Source organism: Saccharothrix espanaensis DSM 44229 (assembly GCF_000328705.1).
GTDB classification, from domain to species: Bacteria; Actinomycetota; Actinomycetes; order Mycobacteriales; family Pseudonocardiaceae; genus Actinosynnema; species Actinosynnema espanaense.
Genome location: NC_019673.1, coordinates 5,002,824 through 5,023,295, shown reverse-complemented (window position 1 = coordinate 5,023,295; position 20,472 = coordinate 5,002,824). Strand labels below are relative to the sequence as shown.

11 protein-coding genes are annotated in these 20,472 nt (G+C 76.4%); 4 read left to right on the top strand and 7 right to left on the bottom strand.

All coding sequences use genetic code 11. The features are described 5' to 3' along the window. Positions 1 to 17: 17 nt before the first annotated feature. Genes BN6_RS22220 through BN6_RS22195 form a run of 6 tightly spaced genes read right to left on the bottom strand, consistent with a single transcriptional unit; the run spans position 18 to position 14,946 of the window. Complete coding sequence (locus BN6_RS22220) at positions 18 to 1,751, bottom strand: ABC transporter ATP-binding protein (protein WP_015101982.1); 1,734 nt, start codon at positions 1,749 to 1,751, stop codon at positions 18 to 20. A gap of 23 nt (positions 1,752 to 1,774) precedes the next feature. After that, entirely contained in the window at positions 1,775 to 2,944 is a 1,170-nt protein-coding gene (locus BN6_RS22215; protein WP_015101981.1) for a glycosyltransferase, read from the bottom strand. Beyond that, on the bottom strand, positions 2,941 to 3,738 hold the full coding sequence (locus BN6_RS22210; protein ID WP_015101980.1) for an alpha/beta fold hydrolase: 798 nt from the start codon (positions 3,736 to 3,738) through the stop codon (positions 2,941 to 2,943). Before BN6_RS22210 ends, BN6_RS22215 begins: the two co-directional genes overlap by 4 nt. Beyond that, a complete protein-coding gene (locus BN6_RS22205) occupies positions 3,738 to 4,040 on the bottom strand; it encodes an acyl carrier protein (protein ID WP_041313631.1) in 303 nt (100 codons plus the stop codon). Before BN6_RS22205 ends, BN6_RS22210 begins: the two co-directional genes overlap by 1 nt. Further along, entirely contained in the window at positions 4,037 to 8,257 is a 4,221-nt protein-coding gene (locus tag BN6_RS22200; RefSeq protein WP_015101978.1) for a beta-ketoacyl synthase N-terminal-like domain-containing protein, read from the bottom strand. The genes BN6_RS22205 and BN6_RS22200 overlap by 4 nt, the downstream gene beginning before the upstream one ends. Next, positions 8,254 to 14,946 (bottom strand): type I polyketide synthase, encoded by a 6,693-nt coding sequence (locus tag BN6_RS22195; RefSeq protein ID WP_015101977.1) that lies wholly within the window; start codon positions 14,944 to 14,946, stop codon positions 8,254 to 8,256. Before BN6_RS22195 ends, BN6_RS22200 begins: the two co-directional genes overlap by 4 nt. A 671-nt stretch (positions 14,947 to 15,617) precedes the next feature. Between BN6_RS22195 and BN6_RS22190 the strand changes: the two genes are divergently transcribed. Together BN6_RS22190 and BN6_RS22185 are read left to right on the top strand one after the other, a co-directional pair. Next, entirely contained in the window at positions 15,618 to 15,968 is a 351-nt protein-coding gene (locus BN6_RS22190) for a ClpX C4-type zinc finger protein (protein ID WP_041313628.1), read from the top strand. Further along, positions 15,965 to 17,212: an MFS transporter gene (locus BN6_RS22185; protein WP_051075681.1), complete on the top strand. Its 1,248-nt coding sequence runs from the start codon at positions 15,965 to 15,967 to the stop codon at positions 17,210 to 17,212. The genes BN6_RS22190 and BN6_RS22185 overlap by 4 nt, the downstream gene beginning before the upstream one ends. 13 nt (positions 17,213 to 17,225) lie before the next feature. On the opposite strand, the gene BN6_RS22180 is transcribed toward BN6_RS22185, so the two are convergent. Further along, positions 17,226 to 18,671 carry an MFS transporter gene (locus tag BN6_RS22180; protein ID WP_015101974.1) on the bottom strand — a complete coding sequence of 482 codons (1,446 nt, stop codon included), beginning with the start codon at positions 18,669 to 18,671 and terminating at the stop codon, positions 17,226 to 17,228. 156 nt (positions 18,672 to 18,827) lie between these two features. Between BN6_RS22180 and BN6_RS22175 the strand changes: the two genes are divergently transcribed. Together BN6_RS22175 and BN6_RS47450 are read left to right on the top strand one after the other, a co-directional pair. Next, on the top strand, positions 18,828 to 19,724 hold the full coding sequence (locus BN6_RS22175) for a LysR family transcriptional regulator (protein ID WP_041313626.1): 897 nt from the start codon (positions 18,828 to 18,830) through the stop codon (positions 19,722 to 19,724). Between the two features lie 164 nt (positions 19,725 to 19,888). Then, positions 19,889 to 20,461, top strand: coding sequence for a YbaB/EbfC family nucleoid-associated protein (locus tag BN6_RS47450; RefSeq protein ID WP_015101972.1), 573 nt, complete (start codon positions 19,889 to 19,891; stop codon positions 20,459 to 20,461). The last annotated feature ends 11 nt before the right edge of the window (positions 20,462 to 20,472 follow it).

The following is a 20,472-nucleotide window of genomic DNA, read 5'->3' as shown; positions in this document are numbered from 1 at the left end:
TGTCGCACAAGGCGTTGTCAGACACCGGGGACCGCCGTGACGAGCAGTTGGGTCGCGGCCAGTTCCCGGTACAGCTCGTCCTGCTCGACCAGTTCGGCGTGGGTGCCCGACGCGCGCACCACACCGTGCTCCAGCAGCACGATCCGGTCGGCATCGGTCACAGTGGACAGCCGGTGCGCGATCAGGATGACCGTGCAGTCCCGGGCCACCTGGTCGACGGCCTCCCGCAGCGCGTTCTCGTTGCGGGCGTCGAGTTGGGCGGTGGCCTCGTCCAGCAGCAGCACGCGGGGCTTGCGCAGCAGGGCCCGTGCGATGGCCAGCCGCTGGCGCTCCCCGCCGGACAGCGTCACGCCGCGCGTGCCCACCTCGGTGCCCAGGCCCGCGTCCAGCCGGTCCACGAACCCGGTCAGCCGGGTGACCCGCAGGGCCTCGGCGATCTCCGCGTCGGTGGCGTCCGGGTTGGCGTAGAGCAGGTTGTCGCGCAGGGTGCCCGCCATGACCGGCGAGTCCTGCTCCACGTACGCGATGAGCCGGCGCAGCTCGGCGCGCGACATCGTGGCGATGTCGACCCCGCCGACCCGGACGGTGCCGCCGGTCGGCTCGTAGAACCGTTGCAGGAGCGCGAACATCGTCGTCTTGCCCGCGCCGGACAGGCCCACCAGGGCGGTGCGCGCGCCGGGCCGGGCGGTCCACGACACGCCGCGCAGCGCGGGGCCGCGGCCGGGGTAGGCGAACTCGACGCCGGCGAACTCCACGGCGGGCGGCGGGCCGTGCGGCGCGGGCACGACGAGGTCGACGTCCTCCTCCACGGGCATCCGCCGCACCTCCTCGATCCGGCCGACCGCGCCCAACCCCTGCTGGAGCATCCCGAGCCCGGCGGCCAGCGAGCCGATCGGCGAGGCCAGGTAGAACACGTAGAGCAGGAACGCGATCAGCTCCGGCGCGCTCATCGACCCGGCCGCGACCAGCGCCCCGCCGACCCCCAGCACGGCCAGGAACGCGCCCTGGATCGCCACGCCGGTCAGCACCTTGACCACGGCCACGTACCGCGCGCCGACCAGCCCGGCGGCGTGCGCCCGGTCGACGGCCGCCCCGGCGAGCGCGGTCTCCCGCGCCTCGGCACCGTTGGCCTTCACCGTGCGGGCCGCGCCCAGCGCCCGGTCCAGCGCCGCGCCGACCGCGCCCAGCGACTCCTGCGCCCGCGCCACCGCGAGCCGGATCCGGGGCAGCACCACCAGCAGCACCAGCGCGACCCCGACGATCACCCCGGCGGTGACGCCGAGCAGGCCCAGGTGCACGACGCCCATCATCACCACCGCGCCCAGCGTGGTCAGCACGCCGTTGGCGACCAGCACCAGCCCTTCGGTGGCGGCGTTCTGCAACAACGTGCTGTCCGAGGTCACCCGGGCGGTCAGGTCGCCGGGCGCGCGGCTGTCCAGCTCCGGCACCCGCAGCCGGACCAGCCGGAACACCAGGTCCCGCCGGACCTCGCGGACCACGTGCTCGGCGGTGCGCTGCTGCCACCACGACTGCACGCCGGTCAGCGCCGCGCCCAGCACCACCAGCCCGGCCAGCAGCAGCACCGGTGCCAGCACCGACCCGCCGGTGGCCAGCGCCTCCAGCACGTCCTGCGCCACCAGCGGCTGCACCAGCCCGGACGCGCCCGCCGCCAGCACCAGCAGCAGGCTGCCGGTCAGGACCGCGCGGTGCGGGCGGGTGTGGCCGAGCAGCACGCGGAACGGACTCGTCATCGTGTTCCCCCGGGAGGACTGGGTCAGGCGGTGCGGACGGGCGACCGCGCCGCCAGCGCGGCCAGGTGGTCGGCCGCGGCGGGTGCGCCGCCGGCCGCGCGGAACGACCGGCCGACCGACCGCGCCGCGTCGCGGTGGCCGGACGCGGGGGAGAGCACGGTGTCCAGCGCGTCGCCGAGCCCCTCGGCGGTGACCCGGCCGAACCGGACCCGCACGCCCGCGCCGGCGGCCACGACCTGACCCGCGACCACGGGCTGGTCGTCCCGGATCGGGGCGAGCACGAGCGGCACGCCGTGCCACAGGGACTCGCACACGGTGTTGTGCCCGGAGTGGCACACGACCGCCGCGCACCGGGCCAGCAACTCCAACTGCGGCACGTGCGGCACGACGACGGCCTCCGGCACGTGACCCAGCACACCGCCGGGATCGACCACGACACCCTGCACGTGCGGGCGCGCGGCCAGCGCCGCCACGGCCACGCGCAGGAACCGCTCGCCCGCGTCGACGTTCGCGGTGCCCAGGCTGACCAGCACCGTGCGGCGGCCCGGGTCGAGGCGGTCCCACGGGAATCCGCCCGCCGGCCGGGGCGCGATCGCCGGCCCGACCATCCGCACACCGGGCGGCAGCGCGACCTCGCCCACCAGGTCGGCGGTGGTGAACGCGACCACGCCGGCGGGCGGGTGGCGCGGGTCGTGGGTGGCGGTCGGGTCGCCGACCCGGCGGCGCAGGTCGGCCAGCAGCGCGGCCAGCCAGGCGGCCACCTTGGGCAGTCCGGCCAGCGGGTCGACCAGCTCGGCGGACGTGCTGGCGGAGGTCGCGCACGGCACGCCCAGCCGCTCGGCCACCAGCGACCCGGCCACCGCGTGCTGGTCGGCCACGACCAGGTCCGGCCGCACCCTCTCGACGGCGGCGGCCACGCCGGGGGCCATCGCGTCGGCCAGCGGCACGAAGAAGTCCTGCCACAGGAACCGGAACGCGGCGGGCCCGGTCAGCTCCGGCGGCCGGTGCAGCAGGTCGGTGTCGGGCAGCGCGCAGTCGTGCACCGGGGCGGCCGGCCCGACCAGCCGGCGCAGCAGGTCGGCGTGCCCGGCCCAGGCCACCTCGTGGCCGCGCGCGGTCAGCTCCGCCGCCACCGCCGCGAGCGGGTTGACGTGGCCGACCAGCGGCGGCACGACGAAGAGGAACCTGCTCACCGGGACGCCACCGCGTGGTGCGCGCGCACCCAGTCCAGCAGCAGGTCGCGCGTCTCGTGCGGCCGTTCCACGAGCACCGAGTGGTCCTGGTCGGCCAGCACGACCGTGCGGCAGCCGGGGACCGACGCCGCCAGCCCCGGGACCTGCCGGCACAGCCCGGACACGTCGCCGAAGACGGCCAGCAGCGGGCGGGTCAGCGCGCTCAGGTCGTCGTCGATCACCCGGCTGAGCGGCACGTCCTCGGCGACCGTCGTGCTCTCCAGGATGCGGGCCGCGCCCCGGGCGAGCTTCGCGGTGTGCCGGCCGTAGGTGGCCTCGATCCAGTCCAGGGCCTCGGGGCTGACCATGTTGGCCCTGGCGCGGGTGAGCGCGTCCCGCATCCGCCCGGTCCAGCCGGCCACCGGCGGCTCGCCCTCGATCATGGTGACCGTGGCCACCAGGTCCGGGTGCCACGCGGCCAGGGCCGTCGCGACCGTGCCGCCGAAGGAGTTGCCGACCACGTGCACGGGCCGGGTCTCGCCCAGCGCGTCGAGCAGCAGCACCAGGTCCTGCACGAAGTGCTCCAGCCGGTAGCCGGTGGCCGGGCGGTCGCTGCGGCCGTGCCCGCGCAGGTCGTACATCAGCACGTCGACGCCGGCCGCGGCGACCTGCGGGCCGACGGTGAAGTAGTAGCTGGCGAGGCTGTCGGTGAGCAGCCCGTGCACGAACACCACCAGCGGCGCGTCCGGGTCGCCGCCGGCGGCCGGCAGCCGCTGCACGTGCGTGGTGATCGCGCCGGTGCGGACCTTGGCCATCACGCGGCCCGCAGCGAGGTGACCACGTGGTCCACCAGTTCGCCGACGGTGAGGCCGATGATCTCGTCCAGCTCCAGGTCGGCGACGAACTCGGCGAAGTTGACCCGGTCGCCGTAGTGCTCGCGCAGCGACGCCGACAGCGTCACCAGGTCGATGCTCTCCAGCTCCAGGTCGCCGTGGAAGGTCGACCCCCGGGTGATGTCGGCGTCCGGCAGACCGTGCTCCTCCAGCAGGTCGCGGAGCATCCCCGTGATGTCGGCCAGCACGGTCGCCGGGTCGGCCGCGGTCGTGTCGGTGCTCATGATCCCTCTCCTGGTTGCTCCGCTGGTGTCCACGCGACCACGTACTCCCGTGCGGGCAGGCCGGGCGGGTTGGCGAGGGCGCGCACGCCCACGGTGTGCTCCCGGCCGCCGGCCGCGACGCGCAGCCGGTCGCCGTCGTCGGCCACCACCCGGCCGGGCGCGCCGGCGAGCTTGGCGACGGCGGCGAGCGCGGCGTCGTGCCGGGCGTCGGGGGCGGCCTCCCGGACGTCGATGCCGCACGGGCCGCGCCGGGCGATGGCGACGCCGACCTCCGCGCAGTGCGCCAGGTCGACCAGGACGCCGGACACGTCCCGGCCGTGCACGCCGCGCAGCCGCGGCGGGTCGTCCACCGCGATCTCGGCCGGGTAGACCTCGCCCGCGCCCTCCCGCCACAGCAGCGCGCGGGCGGCGTCCTTGGCGGCGATGCGGCCGAGCAGCCAGCGGCGCTTCACGTTCGGCGGGCAGGTGTCGTAGGCGGTGCGTTCCGCGCCGCCGAGCATGTTGCGCATGACCAGTTCGCGGGTCGCCAGGTCGGGCCAGCGCTCGTGCACGACGGCCCAGCCCTCGTCGTGCGGGGTGGACAGGGTGTGGGAGCCGGGGAACCGGTCCACGGCCCGGATGCCGGCGTCGGTGTCGAAGCGGCGGTCGGTCCAGCCGGTGATCTCCGCCCACACCCGGCCCTCGTGGTGGAGCTGGACGTCGGCGGTGACCGTGGCGTCGGTGACGGCGGTGATCTTCACGTGGCAGTGCAGCTCGTGGTGCGCCGCGGGCTGCGGGCCGTGGAAGGCGATCCGGTCCAGCCGCACCGGGAAGACGGTGGTGCGGTCCGGCAGGACCGCCATCACCCAGTAGCCGAGCAGCTGGCCGACGTTGTCCAGCAGCGCGCCCGGCGTCGGCAGGGCGGCCAGCGTGCCCCGGACGTGCCGGTCGCCGATCGCGGTCAGCTCGGTGACGCCCTGGAACAGCGGGCCGTGGAACATCCAGCGCTCGTCGTAGAGACCGCGGGCGGGCAGGTCCGGGGTGCGTTCGGGCTCGTCGACGGGCCACGGCGGCGGCGCGGGCGGGTACCGCCCGGCGAGCGTGACGACGGCCTGGGAGAAGCCGGTCAGGCCCACCTCGACCTCGGTGGGGGAGCGGTGGACCGTCGTGACCGGGATGTCCGCGCCGGGGGTCGCGGTGATCCACTTGGTCAGCCGCACGTCGTGGACGGCGGTGGCGCGGGTGCCGGGCGCGGTCCGCTCGGCGATCGCCGTCAGGTGCGCGATGACGGTCGTGGCGGGGACGACCGGCCAGCTGTCGGCCGCGTCGGGCCAGCCGGGGCGCTGCCGGAAGAAGCAGTGGTCCCGCAGGTACGGGAACTCCTCCAGCCCCACCCGCAGCACCTGTGGCGCGTCGGGAGGGGCTTGCGCCGGCACGAGAGGTGGGGGCGCTTGCCGCGATGGCACGGTGGTGCGCGCGGTGGTGGGCGCGGTGGTGGGCGCGGTGGTGCGCGCGGTGATGAGATCGGCAGCCAGGCCGGCGGTGTCGCGCAGCAGGGCGGACAGCTCCGCCGCGACCGGGTCGTCGGCCGGCCAGGTCGACGCGTCCGGCGCGGAGGTCAGCACGATCCGTTCGGCGGCGGGCAGGGACACCAGGGCGCTGCCGAGGTCGAGCCGGGTCCGGGTGGAGCGGCGCGGCGGCAGCAGGGGGCCGGCGTCGGCGGGGCGGCCGTGCACCCACAGCGCGGTCACCACCCGCCGCAACTGGGCCAGGCCGCCGTGCGCGGAGACCACCAGGTGCTCCTCGCCGGCCAGCGTGTCGCCCACCAGCGACCCGAGCTGACCCGCGCCGAGCTGCACGAACGTGCGGAACCCGGCCGCGTGCAGCGCCCGCACCAGCGGCCGGAACCGGACCGGCTCCAGCAGGTGCCGCACGAACAGCGCGCGCACGCCGGCCGGGTCGGCCGGGAACGGGGCGGCGGTGGTCGCCGACCACACCGGGGTCGTCGGCCGGTGGAGGCCGTAGCGCTGGGCGGCGTCGCGGATCGGGTCGAGGTAGGGCGCGAGCATCGGGGTGTGGAAACCGGAGCGGAACGGCAGCACCCGGGCGATCACCGCCTCCGCCCGGAACCGGCGCACCACCTCGTCCACCTCGGGCTCCGGACCGCACACCATCGCCTGGTTGGGCGCGTTGTCGTGGGAGAGCACGACGTTCGGGTGCTCGGCCAGCACGGCGGTGACCTTCTCGGCCGACGTGCCGATCACCGCGAACGCCAGACCCGGCACGTGCAGCGACTCCGGGTCGAACGCGGCGAGGAAGGCGTCGACCTCGTCGGCCGCGTGGATGCCGCCCGCCGCCATCGCGGTCCACTCGCCCACGCTGTGCCCGGCGACCGCGTCGGGCCGCACGCCGAGCCGGCGCAGCGCCGCGTCCAGCAGCCGGCCGACCTGGAAGACCGCCGCGCCGTGCCGCCCGACGTCGCCGACCCGCACCTGCCCGCCGGACCACGGCAGCCCGAACCGGGCGGCGACGTCGGCCACCTCCGGCTCGAACTCGGCCTCCAGCCCGGGGAACAGGAACGCCGTGCGGCCGCCGAGCGGTTCCGGGCTGAACCACACGTCCCCGCGCCCGCGCCACGGCACGCCCTTGGCCACGGCCTTGCGCGCCAGGGCGAGCTTGCGCGGCGTCGGGTCGACCACGCCCAGGCGCACCGGCTCGCGCACGTCGGCCCGCTCGTCCAGGCCTTGCGGGGAGTCGGTCAACGCCGCCAGCAGGTCCGCCGTGGTGGCGGCGGCCAGCCGCAGCACCCTGGTCGGCTCGCGCACCACCACCGGCGCGGTCCGGGTGGCGGGCTCGGTCAGCACCACGTGGGCGTTGATGCCGCCGAACCCGAACGCGTTGACCCCGGCCCGGCGGGGCGCGCCGCTGTCCGGGCGGTCCCACGGCCGGGCCCGGTCGGGCGTGCTGAAGCGGGTGCCGGCCAGCGCCGGGTGCGGGTCGTCGCAGTGCAGGGTCGGCGGCAGCACGCCGTGGTGCACCGCCAGCGCCGCCTTGACCAGCCCGGCCACGCCGGCGGCCGGCATGGTGTGGCCGATCATCGACTTCACCGAGCCCAGCGCCGCGCGCGGCCCGGTCGCCGGGCCGAACACCTCGGCCAACGTCCGCAGCTCGGCCGCGTCGCCGGCGGGGGTGGCCGTGCCGTGCGCCTCCAGCAGGCCCAGCGCGTCGGGGGCGCGCGGGTCCAGCCCGGCCGCCGTCCACGCCTGCCGCACCGCGTTCGCCTGGCCGCCGGGGTCCGGGTTGAGCAGGCTCGCCGACCGGCCGTCGCCGGCCACGCCGGTCCCGGCGATCACCGCGTAGACCCGGTCGCCGTCGCGCTCGGCGTCGGCAAGCCGCTTGAGCACCACCACACCGGTGCCCTCGCCGATCAGCACGCCGTCGGCGTCGCGGTGGAACGGCCGGATCCGGCCGCTCCGGGACAGCGCCCCGAGCTGGCTGAACACGCTCCACAGCGTGATGTCGTGGCAGTGGTGCACGCCGCCGGCCAGCACCACGTCACACCGGCCGCTGTCCAGCTCGCGCACCGCGTGGTCCACCGCCACCAGCGACGACGCGCAGGCCGCGTCCACCGTGTAGGCGGGGCCGCGCAGGTCGAGCCGGTTCGCGACGCGGGACGCGGCGAGGTTGGGCACCAGGCCGATGGCCGACTCGGGTGCCTCGGGGCCGAGCTGCGCGGCGAACGCCGCCCGCACCCGCTCCAGCCGCTCGTCGTCCAGCTCGGGCACCAGCTCGCGCAGCGTCCGCACGACCTGGTTGGCGCTGCGCACCCGCTGGTCCAGCCGCACCAGGCCGGGCGTCAGGTAGCCGCCCCGGCCGAGGATCACCCCGGCCCGCCGCCGGTCCGCGGGCAGCGCGGTGTCGCCGCCGGCGTCGGCCACCGCGTCCGCCGCCACCTGCAACGCGATCAGCTGGTCGGGTTCGGTGCCGGGCACCGACGCGGGCATGACGCCGAACGCGGCCACGTCGACCGACGCCTCCACGAACCCGCCGCGCCGGGTGTAGACGCGGTCCGCGCGGCGCTGGGCGGGGTCGTGGAACTCGTCGTCCCAGCGGTCGGCGGGCACGTCGGTGATCGCGTCGACCCCACCGGAGATGTTGCGCCAGAAGGAGTCCAGGTCGGGCGCGCCGGGGAACAGCACCGCCATCCCGACGATCGCGACCGGCGTCACCGCGGTCACCAGCCGGACGCGGAGCTGACGACGGCGTGCACGTCGGCCGGACCCCAGGCCAGTTCCCGCAGCAGGCTCAGCGGCCCCTCCTCGGGGTCGATCAGCGCGACGCCGCGCGCGGCGTAGGAGCGGGCCAGCTCCGGCGAGACCATGCCGCCGCCCGCCCACGGTCCCCAGTGGACGGTCAGGCCGCGCCGGCCGGGACGCGACCAGCGCCGGCCCAGTTCCTCCAGCGCGTCGTTGGCCGCGGCGTAGTCGCACTGGCCCCGGTTGCCCAGCGCGGCGGCGATGCTGCCGAACAGCACCGCGTACCGGGGGCCGTCGGGCAGCGCGTCGACCGCGTCGAGCAGCGTGCGCGCGCCGTCCACCTTGGTCCCGAACACCCGCCTGAACGACTCGACCGACTTGGCCTCGATCAGCTTGTCCTCGATCACGCCCGCCGCGTAGACCACCGCGTCCAGCCGGCCGTGCTCGTCGTGCACCCGCTTCACGGTGGCGCGCACCGCTTCGGCGTCGAGCACGTCCACCGAGTGGTAGCGGGCCAGGTCGCCCAGGTCGGCCAGGGTGGTGCGGACCTCCCGCTCGGCGACGGCCGCGCCCACCGCCCGTTCGACCTCGGCGGGCGAGGTCAGGCCCCGGGCCAGGAACGCGGCGCGCAGCGCGGCGCGGTCGGCCGCGCCGGCGAGGTCGGCGTCCTCCGGGCCGGTCGGCGCGGGCGTGCGGCCGAGCAGTTCGAGCTTGCAGCGCCCGGCCGCGGCCAGCGCGCGGGCGAACCGGGCGGTGATCCCGCGCGCGCCGCCGGCCAGCAGCACGACGGCGTCGCGGTCCAGCCCGGCGGCGTCGGCCTCGGCCGCGCCGTCGCCCGCCGGACCGGCACCGGCGGCGGCGACCGGACCGAGGTAAATCACGGTCAGCCGCAGGCCGCGCCGGCTGCCGGGCCCGGCGAGCACCACGGGTTCGTGGTCGGCGGCGGCGAGTTCGGCGACCAGCGCGGCGGCCACCGCGGCCGGCCCGGCGTCGGCCGGCACCTCGACCAGCGTGGCGACCAGGTCCGGGTACTCGCGGGCCACCGTGCGGAAGAACCCGCGCAGCCCGGACACCGCGCCGACCTCGCGCCGGTCCACCGCCAGCAGGCCGCGCGGCCCGGCCGCGAGCAGCGACTGGATGCGCGGGAACTCCTCGGGCAGCGGCGACTCGTCGGCGTCGAGCGAGCCCAGGTGCACGACGAACGCGCCCGCGACCTCGGCACCGGTCTCGACGCCGGCGGCCCGCAGCGCCTCGGCCACGGCGTCGTCCCGCGCGCCGACGACCACGACCCGCGTGCCGCGCACGTCCCGGGCGGGCCCGGCGAGGTCGTGCTCCTCGAACACCAGCCGCTGCGGCGCGATGACCAGCGCCTCGGCGTCGGCCGGCCCGACGTCCGTGCCTGGTTCGTTCGTGCCTGGTTCGTTCGCGCCCGGTTCGTTCGAGACAGCCACACCCGGCACGGCCGACCGGCGCTGTTCGATGAGGTCGGCGATGGCGGCGGCGGTCCGGGCGGCGGTGAGCGCTTCGAGGGCCTCGCCCGCGCCGGCGTCGAGCCCCAGCCGGGTGGCGATCTCGCCCGCGATCTCGGCCCGCTTGATCGAGTCGACGCTGAGGTCGGCCTCCAGGTCCAGGCCGGGCTCGACCATCTCCACCGGGTAGCCGGTGCGCTCGGCCACCACCTCCACCACGGTCCGCAGCACGTCCATCGGGCCCGACGCGGCCGGGGCCTCGGCGAGCGCCGCCGGGGTGACCTGCGGGGCGACCGCCTCCAGCACGGCGTGCGCGACCGGCGCGGGCACCGCCTCCAGCGCCCGCGCGACGGGCGGCGCGGCCACCCCGGTCGCGCCGAAGTAGGTCATCAGCACGTCGCGCTGCGCGGCGATCATCTCGCGGCTGGTGCGCAGGAAGTCGGCGACCAGCGCATCGGACGACTGGGGCTGGTGTGGGGGCACGATCGGCTCCGAGATCCGTTGGGCGGGGCGCAGCGCGCCGGGTTGGCTGGTGCCGTCCGCGCGCCGCACCAGGTGGCCGTCGACGGTCCACCCGGGCGGTGCCGGTACGGCGGACGGGTCCGCGGCGTCCCGGCCGCGCACCAGCGGCCCGGTCCGCACGTCCACCCCGGCGACCGCGAGCCGGGCCAGGGCGGTGAGGAAGCCGGGCAGGCCGGTGCCCAGGTGCACCACCCGGTGCGGCCGGTCGCCGAGCACCGCCGACACCAGGCCGCTGAGCACCCGACCGGGGCCGACCTCGACGAACACCCGCACGCCGGCCGCGTGCATGGCCTCGACCTGCTCGGCGAACCGGACCGGTGCGCCGATCTGGGCGGCCAGCCCGGCGCGCACCGCGTCGGCGGAGCCCGGGTAGGTCTCGGCGGTCCGGTTGGCCCACACCGGCACGGTCGGCGCGCGCAGCGGCAGCCCGTCGAGCACCCGGCGGAACACCGCGCCCGCGCCCGCGACCAGCGGGCTGTGGAACGCGCACGCCACCGGGAGCGGCTTGGCCGACCACCCGGCCGCCCGCAACGCCACCACCGCCGACGCCACCGCGTCCGTCGGCCCGGACACCACGGTCTGCTCCGGCGAGTTCCGGTTCGCCGCCACCACGGGCAGGCCCGCGTCCCGCAGCACGGCCGCCACCTGCTCGGCCGGCCCGGACACCGCCGCCATCGTGCCGGGGTCGCCGTCGCGCACCTGGGCCAGGATCGCCTCGGCGCGGGCGGCGCTGGCGGCGAGCAGGTCGGCCGGGTCGAACACGCCGGCGGCGGCCAGCGCGACCAGTTCGCCGTAGCTGTGCCCGGCCACCGCGTCCGGCCGCACGCCGACCGCGGCGAGCAGGTCCGTGGCGGCCAGTTCCACCACGCCGAGCGCGGGCTGGGCGACGGCGGTGTCGGTGATCCGGGCGTGCTGCGCGGCCCGGGACTCCGGGTCGAACGCGGCCGGCGGGTAGAGCGCGTCCGCCCACGGCCGGCCCAGCTCCAGGTACCGGTGCAGCTCGGGGAAGGCCACCAGCAGGTCGGCCAGCATCCCGGGCCGCTGGCTGCCCTGCCCGGGGTAGAGGAACGCGAGCGAGCCGGTCAGCGCGGTCTCCTCGACGTCGGCGGCGAACACGCCCTCGCCGACACCGGACGCGGCGGTCCGCAGCCGTTCCCGCAACTGGGCCACGTCGGCGGCCACCACGGCCAGCCAGACCCGGTCGCCCCGTGCCGCGGCGACGTCCGCCTTGGTCGCCGCGCCGCGCGCGAAGTCCCGCAACCGCGCCGCGGGCGTGGCCTCGACCTGGTCGAGCAACGCCGCCGCGGCACGTCCGGCAGCCGCCGGATCGGTGCCCCGGAACAGGAACAGCTCGGCGGGCCACTCGTGCAGCGCGTGCGCGGCGGGTGCCTGGTCGTGGGCGCGCAGGACGACGTGGAAGTTGGTGCCGCCGAACCCGAACGCGCTCACCCCGGCGATCCGCTCGGCGGCCGGCGCGGCCCACGGCCGGGCTGCGGTGTGGAAGGCGAACGGGCTGCGCCCGGCGTCCCACTCCGGGTTGGGCTCGCTCAGGTGCAGCGTCGGCGGGCGCACGCCGTGGTGCACGGCCAGCGCCGCCTTGATCAGCCCGGCCAGCCCCGCCGCGCACTTGGTGTGCCCGATCTGGGACTTCACCGAGCCCAGCGCGCACGACCCGACCTCCGCGCCCGCCTCGGTGAACACCTCGGTCAGGGTGCGCAGCTCGGTCCGGTCGCCGACGACCGTGCCGGTGCCGTGCGCCTCCACCAGGCCGACCCGGGCGGGGGACACCCCGGCCATCCGGTAGGCGCGGGCGAGCGCGGCGCGCTGGCCCTCGGGGCGCGGGGCGGTCAGGCCGAGCGCGCGGCCGTCGCTGGCGCTGCCGACGCCGTCGATCACCGCGTACACCCGGTCGCCGTCGCGGACGGCGTCGTCCAGGCGCTTGAGCACCACGCACGCCACGCCCTCGCCCAGCGCGATGCCGTCGGCGGACCGGTCGAACGTGGCCGAGCGCCCGCTGGGCGACAGCGCGTGCACCGAGGAGAAGAGCAGGTAGTCGTTGATGCCGTTGTGCAGGTCCGCGCCGCCGCACACGACCAGGTCGCTGGTTCCGGTGACCAGCTCCTTGCAGGCCACGTCGACGGCGGTCAGCGACGACGCGCAGGCCGCGTCGACGGTGTAGTTCGCGCCGCCGAGGTCGAGCCGGTTGGCGACCCGGCCCGCGATGACGTTGGCCAGCATTCCGGGGAACGAGTCCTCGGTGAGCCGGGGGAGTTGGGCGTCCAGGGCCGGGGGCAGGGTGCCGGTGTAGGAGGGCAGGACGGTCCGCAGCGTGGTGGCGTTGGACAGGTCGCTGCCCGCCTCCGCGCCGAACACCACGGACGTGCGGCGGTGGTCCGCGCCCGTGTGCGGGTAGCCCGCGTCCTCCAGCGCCCGGCGCGACATCTCCAGCGCCAGCAGCTGCACGGGCTCGATCGCGCCCAGCGACGCGGGCGGGATGCCGTAGGCCAGCGGGTCGAACGGGATGCGCGGCAGGAACCCGCCCCACCGCGACGGTGTGCGCTCGCCGGTGCCGTCCGGGTCGTAGTACAGCTCCGCGTCCCAGCGCTGCGCCGGGACCTCGGTGACGCTGTCGGCGCCGGACAGGACGTTGGCCCAGAACGAGTCCAGGCCGCTCGCGCCGGGGAACACGCACGCCATCCCGATCACCGCGACCCGCAGCGGCGCGGGCTCCGGCTCGGTCACCGGCTCGACCAGGTCGGCGCGCAGCGCGGCGAGGCGATCGGCCAGCCACCGGGACGCCCCCGCGCCCACCGACTCGTGCAGCCCGGCGATCGTGGTGACGTCGTGGCGCAGCACGCTCACGTCACCGGCCATGAACATGCCCTCGGCCGCCTGCCGCTCCGCCGGCACGGGCCGCAGGTCGTCGCCGACCCGCTCGATGCCCTTGCTGGCCACCCGCAGCCGGCCGACGTTGAAGCGCTCCAGCCGGTCCCACGCCTCGCGCTCGGGCACGCCCGCGCCGCGCAGGTCGTCGCGCAACGCCGTGAAGTCCTCGGTGAAACCGCTGCGCACGCACCGGGTGGCGTGGCCGGGCGCGGTCTCCAGCAGGTCGGTGCGGTCGGCGGCGACGACGTGGCGCTGGAACACCGGGCCGATCGCGCCGGTGCCCACGGCCTCCTCGGTGAACAGGTAGGCGGTGCCCATCAGCACGCCGACGCCGACCCCGGCGCGGGCCAGCGGCGCGGCCAGCGCGGCGACCATGGCGGCCGACCGCTCGTCGTGGACGCCGCCCGCGAACAGCACCGTGAGGTCTTCGCCGGCGCCCCCGGCGAGGTGTTCGAGCAGGACGTCCACCTGGGACTCCCACAGCGGGAAGCTGTGCCGCGGGCCCACGTGGCCGCCGCACTCCGCGCCCTCGAACACGAACTTGCGCGCGCCCGCCGCGAGGAACTGGCGCAGCAGGCCCGGCGAGGGCACGTGCAGGAACGCCGAGACGCCCGACGCCTCCAGGTCGGCGGCCTGCGCGGGCCGCCCGCCCGCGATGATCGCGTGGGTCGGCCGGACCTCCTTGACCACGGCGAGCTGCGCGGCGCGCACGTCCTCGGCGGCGAACCCGAGCACGCCCACGCCCCACGGCCGGTCGCCGAGCGCGTCGCGGGTGCCTGTGAGCAGGTCGCGGGTCTGCTCCGGGCCGGACAGCGCGAGCGCCAGGAACGGCAGGCCGCCGTCGTCGGCGACGGCCGCGGCGAACCCGGGGCTGTCGCTGACCCGGGTCATCGGCCCCTGCACGACGGGCAGCGCGGTGCCGAGCCGGCGCGCCCCGGTCGAGCCGGGTGCGAGGACCCGCGCGGCCACGTCGTCGGCCAGCGCGGCGAGCACCGCGTCCCGCACCCCGCGCACGGCCGCGCCGGCGTCGCGCCAGCGGCGGGCGAAGGCGGCGGCCAGCGCCACGTCCTGGCCGACCGGCTGGTACTGGGTGCGCAGGTCGGGGCCGAGCCGCTCGGCGATCCCGTCGGCGGGCAGCGCGGGCGCGCCCGGACCGCGCCGGCGCAGCACCCGGTACCCCTGGTGCACGACGGTTTCCGAGCCGTCCAGCCCGTCCAGCGCGGCGGTCAGCTCGGCGGGCAGCCCGGCGTCGGCGAACAGCGCGAGCTGGGTGTCCAGCACGACGCCGGCGGCGCCGCCCGCGACCGCGGCGGCGGCGGTGTGCGGCCCGATGCCGCCCGCCGCCCACACCGGTATCGACACGGCGGCGAGGACCTGTTGCAGCAGCACGAACGTGCTCAGCCCGCCGACCCGGCCGCCGGCCTCCCGGCCGCGCACGACCAGCCCGGCCGCGCCGGCGGCCACGGCGGCGCGCGCCTCGGCGAGGTCGACCACCTCGACCAGCACCCGCCGGCCGGGGAAGTCGGCGGCGGTGCGCGCCGGGTCGGCCAGCAGCACGGTGTCGGCCGCGTCGGGCAGGTCGGGCACCGCGCAGCCGGGCCGCACGCGCACGCCGAAGCGCCCGGCGGTCCACCGCGCGGCGCGGTCCAGCGCGTCGGCGGCTGCCCGAGGGTCGCTCGTGGACAGCTCCAGCACACCGAGGCCGCCCGCGCGGGCCGCGGTCGCGGTCAGCCGGGGTGCCGGGTGGTGCACCGGGTTGACCGCGATGACCAGCTCGCAGGGGTTCGTCCGCATCCGCCACTCCCATTCGACACGAGCCGGCCGATGACATCGGGTAGTCAAGGCAGCGCGGTGCGTCGCGTCAACGCCCCGAACCTTCGTGCTGCGCGGTGTGGAACCGGGCGGTGCCGGTTTCCACGTGACGTCGCCCATCTGCGCAGTTGCCGGACAGCGCGGGTGCCCGCTCCCGCGATGACACGGGGGCTTCACAGCCCGGACATCGAACTATCACGAGAAACCCGGGAACTATGACCGAGCGCACACACGATCGGCGGCGGGACCCCTGCGCCGTTGGAGGGTTCTCCGCACCCGCCGGACGGACCCGCCTCCTTCGGGGGGTGGACATGAGCGGTACCCGGCGGTAACGAACCCCGCCCCCATACCGCGGCGATCGCTGTCGGCCAGCCCGCCCGCCCCCGCCGCGCCCGGCCGCGACCGAACCCGCGAGGCCGTTGCCCGTAACGGAGTTGAGCCGTCGGCGACGGTGTCCGGCGAGCCGGTCCGGCCACGTCGCCGCCGCCGGCGTGGCCACGTCCGGTGGTATGCGGGACGGGCCACACCGCCGGTGTTCGGTAGTGGGTGCGATCGCGCAGTCTCCGGATTCGCCGGGGTTGTATAGGTCGGACCGCCGGCCCTACCATCCGGCGTTGTCAGGCAGCGCCTGACAACAGCGGGAGGTGGTCGGCATGCCGGAGGCGTTCTCGCCGTGGTGCTCGTTCTGCGGCAAGCCCGCGGCGGAGGTCCGGAAGGTGATCGCGGGCCCGGGGATCCACATCTGCGACGAATGCGTCGCCAAGTGCGTCGACATCCTCGACGCCGATCGGTCGGAGGTCGAGGCGGGCGTGCCGGAGTGGTCGGTGATGACCGACGAGCAGCTGCTCGCGCACCTGCCGCGGATCGCCGCGACCGCGTCGCGGATCGAGGTGGGCTTGCGCGAACGCGTCTCCGAGCTGCGGACGCGCGGGGTGACGTGGGCCGACATCGGCACCGCACTGGGGATGACCCGCCAGTCGGCGTGGGAGCGGTTCGCGCGGTGACGGCCGGCCCGTCGATCTGGCGCAACCGGGACTTCCGGCTGGTGTGGAGCGGGCAGGCGCTCTCGGAGTTCGGCAACGGCGTCTCCCAGCTCGCCTACCCGCTGCTGATGCTCGCGCTCACCGGGTCGCCGACGGCCGCCGGCGCGCTCGCCGCCGTGCGCGCGGTGCCGTACCTGCTGTTCGGGCTGGTCGCGGGCGCGCTGGCGGACCGCTGGAACCGCAAGCGCACGATGATCGCCTGCGACCTGGCGCGGGCGGTGAACATGGCGACCATCCCGGTGGCGTTGGCGCTCGGCGTGCTCACCCCCGTGCACGTGTTCGTCGCGGGCTTCCTCGGGGGAGTGCTCTACGTGTTCTTCAACGCCGCGGAAGGCGCGTGCCTGCCGAACGTCGTGCGCAAGGAGCAGCTGACCGCCGCGGTGTCGGCCCAGGGGACCGCGCAGTCGGCGTGCGGGGTGGTCGCGGGTCCGATCGGCGGCGTGCTGCTCCAGTTCGCCCGCGGCCTGCCGTTCCTCGTCGACGCGCTGTCGTTCCTCGTCTCGGCGCTCTGCCTGGCGTTCGTGCGCACCGACTTCCGCGATGGCGACTCGCCGAGCGCGGGTTCGACGCCGCGCGGCTCGTTGCGGGCCGAGGTCGTGGCGGGTGTGCGGTGGCTGTGGAACCACGCGGCGCTCCGGCTGATCGCGCTCACCGCCGCCGGCCTGCAACTGGCGATCTCCGGCGTCACCCTGGTGGCCATCGTCGTGGTGCGCGACTCGGGCGCGTCGTCGGCCACGATCGGCGTGCTGTTCTCCGCGCTCGGCATCGGCGGGGTGATCGGTGCGCTGGTCGCGCCGCGCCTGAAGGACCGGCTCGGGCTGGGTGGCCTGCTGCTGTCGGTGTTGTGGCTGCAAGGCGCGCTGTGGGTGGTGCCGGCGTTCTCGACCGCGCCCATCGTGGTCGGGGTGGTGCTGGCGCTGTTCTCGGTGTCCATGCCGTGCTTCGGGATCGCCGCGCTCAGCTTCCAGCTGGAGGTCACGCCCGACCACCTGCGCGGCCGGGTCGGCACCGCGTTCAGCCTGCTGATCTGGGCCGCGGTGCCGGTCGGCGGCGCGGCGGTCGGCGTGCTGCTCGATCTCGGCACACCGCGCGCCACGTCACTGGTCTTCGCCGCCTGGGTGGTGGGGCTGTCGGTCGTGGCCACCGGGACCGGCCGGCTCCGTGCCCTCGACCGGCCACCGGCCGACGCCTCGACGGTCGGGTGAGTGCCGGTGCGACCTATCGCTGCCCGGCCCGCGACGGTTCGCGGGTCGACCGGGACAGCAGGGACTCCCCGACGACGAGCGCGCCCAGGACCAGCACCGCCACGCCGATCACCCGCAGCGCGCCGCCCGTCGCCGAGACGAACGCGGTGACGACCTCGTGCGCGCGCTCGGCCGTGGTCGTGGCGAGAGCCTGGGCGACGGTCCGAGGGTCGTGGTCGGCGCGGATGTCCGGGGGCAGCGCGGCGACGAACCGCGCGGTCAGCACGGTGCCGATGACCGCGACGCCGAGCGCGCTGCCGAACTCGCGGGTGGTCGCTTGGAGGCCGGTGCCGACCCCGGCGCGATCGGGCGGCAGCGACCCGGCGATGACGCCGGAGAGCGTCGGGAGCGCCAGCGTCACCCCGATCCCGGTGGCCACCAGCCACCCGGCGTAGGCGGCGTACGGGGTCTGGGCGTCGCTGGTGGACAACCCGAGCAGCCCGCCGCCGACGAACGCGAACGCGAGCGCGGTGGTCGCGTCGAGACCGATCCGCCCGGACAGGCGTCCGACGTGCCGGCCGCCCAGGATGATCGGCACCGTCAGCGGGATGATCCCGAGCCCGGTCAGCAGGACGTCGAACCCCTTGCCGTACTGGAGGAACGACGCGTTGACGTAGAACAGCGCGAACATCCCGAAGAAGACCGTCGTCATGCCCAGGCAGGCGCTGCGCAGCGCCGGGTCGCGCAACAGCCGGGGGTCGAACAGCGGGTGCTCGACCCTCAGCTCCACCACCGTCCACACCGTGAACAGCACGGCGGCGCAGCCGAACCCGCCGATGACGACCGGACTGCCCCAGCCGGCTTCCGGACCCTGCACGATGCCCAGCAGCAGCGCGACCGACGCGCCGACCAGCAGCACCGCGCCCAGCGGGTCGAGCCGGCGGTCGTGGCGCGGTGACACCGGGGCGATCCGCGCCACCAGCGCGACGAGCGCCAGCGCGACCGGGACGGCGGCGATGAACAGCCAGCGCCACGACCCGCCCGACAGGACCGCCCCGCCGCCGACGTTGCCGAGCACCCCGCCGATCCCGGTCATCGACGCCCAGGTGGCGATGGTCGCGCCCGTGCGCGCGGCGGGGACGGCGTGCAGCAGCACGGCGAGCGTGTTGGGCAGCACGGCGGCGGCCCCGATCCCGGTGACCGCCCGGCCGACCAGCAGGACGGCCACGTCCGGCGCCGCCGCCGACACCAGCGAGCCCGCCGCGAACAGCCCGAGGCCCGCGAGCACGACCCCCTTGCGCCCGAAGCGGTCGCCCGCCGCCCCGCCGGGGATCACCAGGCAGGCGAAGAAGATCACGTAGACGTCGACGATCCAGACCAGCGCCGACGCGGAGGGGCGCAGCGCGCTGGAGGCGAGCAGGGGCACGGCGAGGTTGATCGCGGCGACCATCCCGACGACGAGCACCACACAGGCGCACATGACGGCCACCAGGCCCCGCCTCGGGACCGGTCGGCCGCGTGCGGTCGGAGAACGGTCGCTGATCAGGGTGTTCGGTTCCATGACGACGACGCTAAAGAGACCCGTACCCGCCGTGCCACGCAACATTTGCCATACAGACTTGCGTACGATGCAACTGTGCCCGAACAGCTCGACCTGAACCTCCTGCGCGTGTTCGACGCCCTGCTCCGGGAGGGCGGTGTCACGGCCGCCTCCGAGCGCCTGCACCTGTCGATCCCGGCGACCAGCCGGGCGCTGGGCCGGCTGCGGCGGGCGATGGGCGACCCGATCCTGGTGCGCGCGGGGCGCGGGATGGCGCCGACGCCGTTCGCGCTGCGCGTCGCGCCGCGGGTGCGCTCCCTGCTGGACGAGGCGGCGGCCCTGGTCAGCGCCGACCGCGAGGTCTCGGTCGCCGACCTGGACCGCACCTTCACCATCCGCATCAACGACGGCGTGGCCGCGACCCTGGCGACGGCGGCGGTCAAGGCGACCGCGGCCGTCGCGCCGGGAGTGGTCCTGCGCTTCGTCGCGGAGGGCAGCGAGAGCACGGAGGCGCTGCGGGACGGCTCGGTCGACCTCGACATCGGCGTGGGTGACGTCGTGGCCCCCGACCTGCGGGCCGCCGACCTCTACCGCGAGCGGATGGTCGGGGTCGTGCGCGCCGACAGCCCGCTGGGGCGGCACCGCCGGCCGACGTTGGCGCAGCTGTGCCGGCACCCCCACGTGTCGGCGTCACGCCGGGGACGTGCTCGCGGGCCGCTGGACGACGTCCTCGGGCAGGCGGGCCTGCACCGCCGCGTCGCCGCGGTCGTGCCGACGTTCGCCGTGGCCGTGCTGCTGGTGGCGTCGAGCGACTACGTCGGCCTGGTCCCCGAACGCCTGGCCGCCGAGCTCGGCCCGCGCCTGGGCCTGCACCGGTTCCCGGTCCCCGCCGACCTGCCGGCGCTCGACGTGCGGCTGTTCTGGCACGCCCGGCTCGACGCCGACCCGGCCCAGCGCTGGCTGCGCGACACGCTGCGCCACGCCCACCGGTGACGGCCCGGTCCACGGTGGACGGACCGGTGGGCGATTCACCCGAAAAAACCGGTTCTGCCACGGGGTGCGCGGCCGACTACCCCCGTTCCGCGCCCGCCGGGACCCGAGGATTGCTACCGTTGGACCCGATGGAGTAGCGCCTGTGGTGACTAGGGGGAAGACAGGTGCCGGATCGCAGGGCACGGCTGGACGACGCCATCCGCTCGTTCCAGGAGCAGGCGGGCAAGGTCGCCCAGATCAAGGACAAGCTCGCCGAGCTGCGCGGGCAGGCGCGCAGCGCGGACGGCTCGGTGGTGGTCACGGTCGCGCCCTCGGGTGCGGTCCTCGGCCTGCAACTGGGGCCCAACGCCATGCGGCTGAGCCACACGCAGCTCCAGCAGGAGATCCTGGCCACCATCCGGCAGGCGACCCAGCACGCCGCACAGGCGTTGCAGGACACCATCGGCCCGGTGCTCGGCGACAAGACGGCCCAGTTCAGCGAGGCGTTCAACGCGCACTCGCCGATCCAGCCGCTCGGCCCGGACCCGGTGCCCGGCACCGCGCCCGGCGTGCCGCCCGCCGCGCAGACCGGGCCGCACGCGCCGCCGCACGCACCGCCGCCCGCCGCGCCGCCGGCCGGGCCGCCGCAGCCCGCGTGGCAGCAGAGCCGGCCGGGTGTGCCGCCGGTCACGCGGAACCGCGCGGCCGCTCCGCCAGTCGGAGACGACGACGAGGGCTTCGGCTCGATCTTGAGGTAGTGCTCGACCAA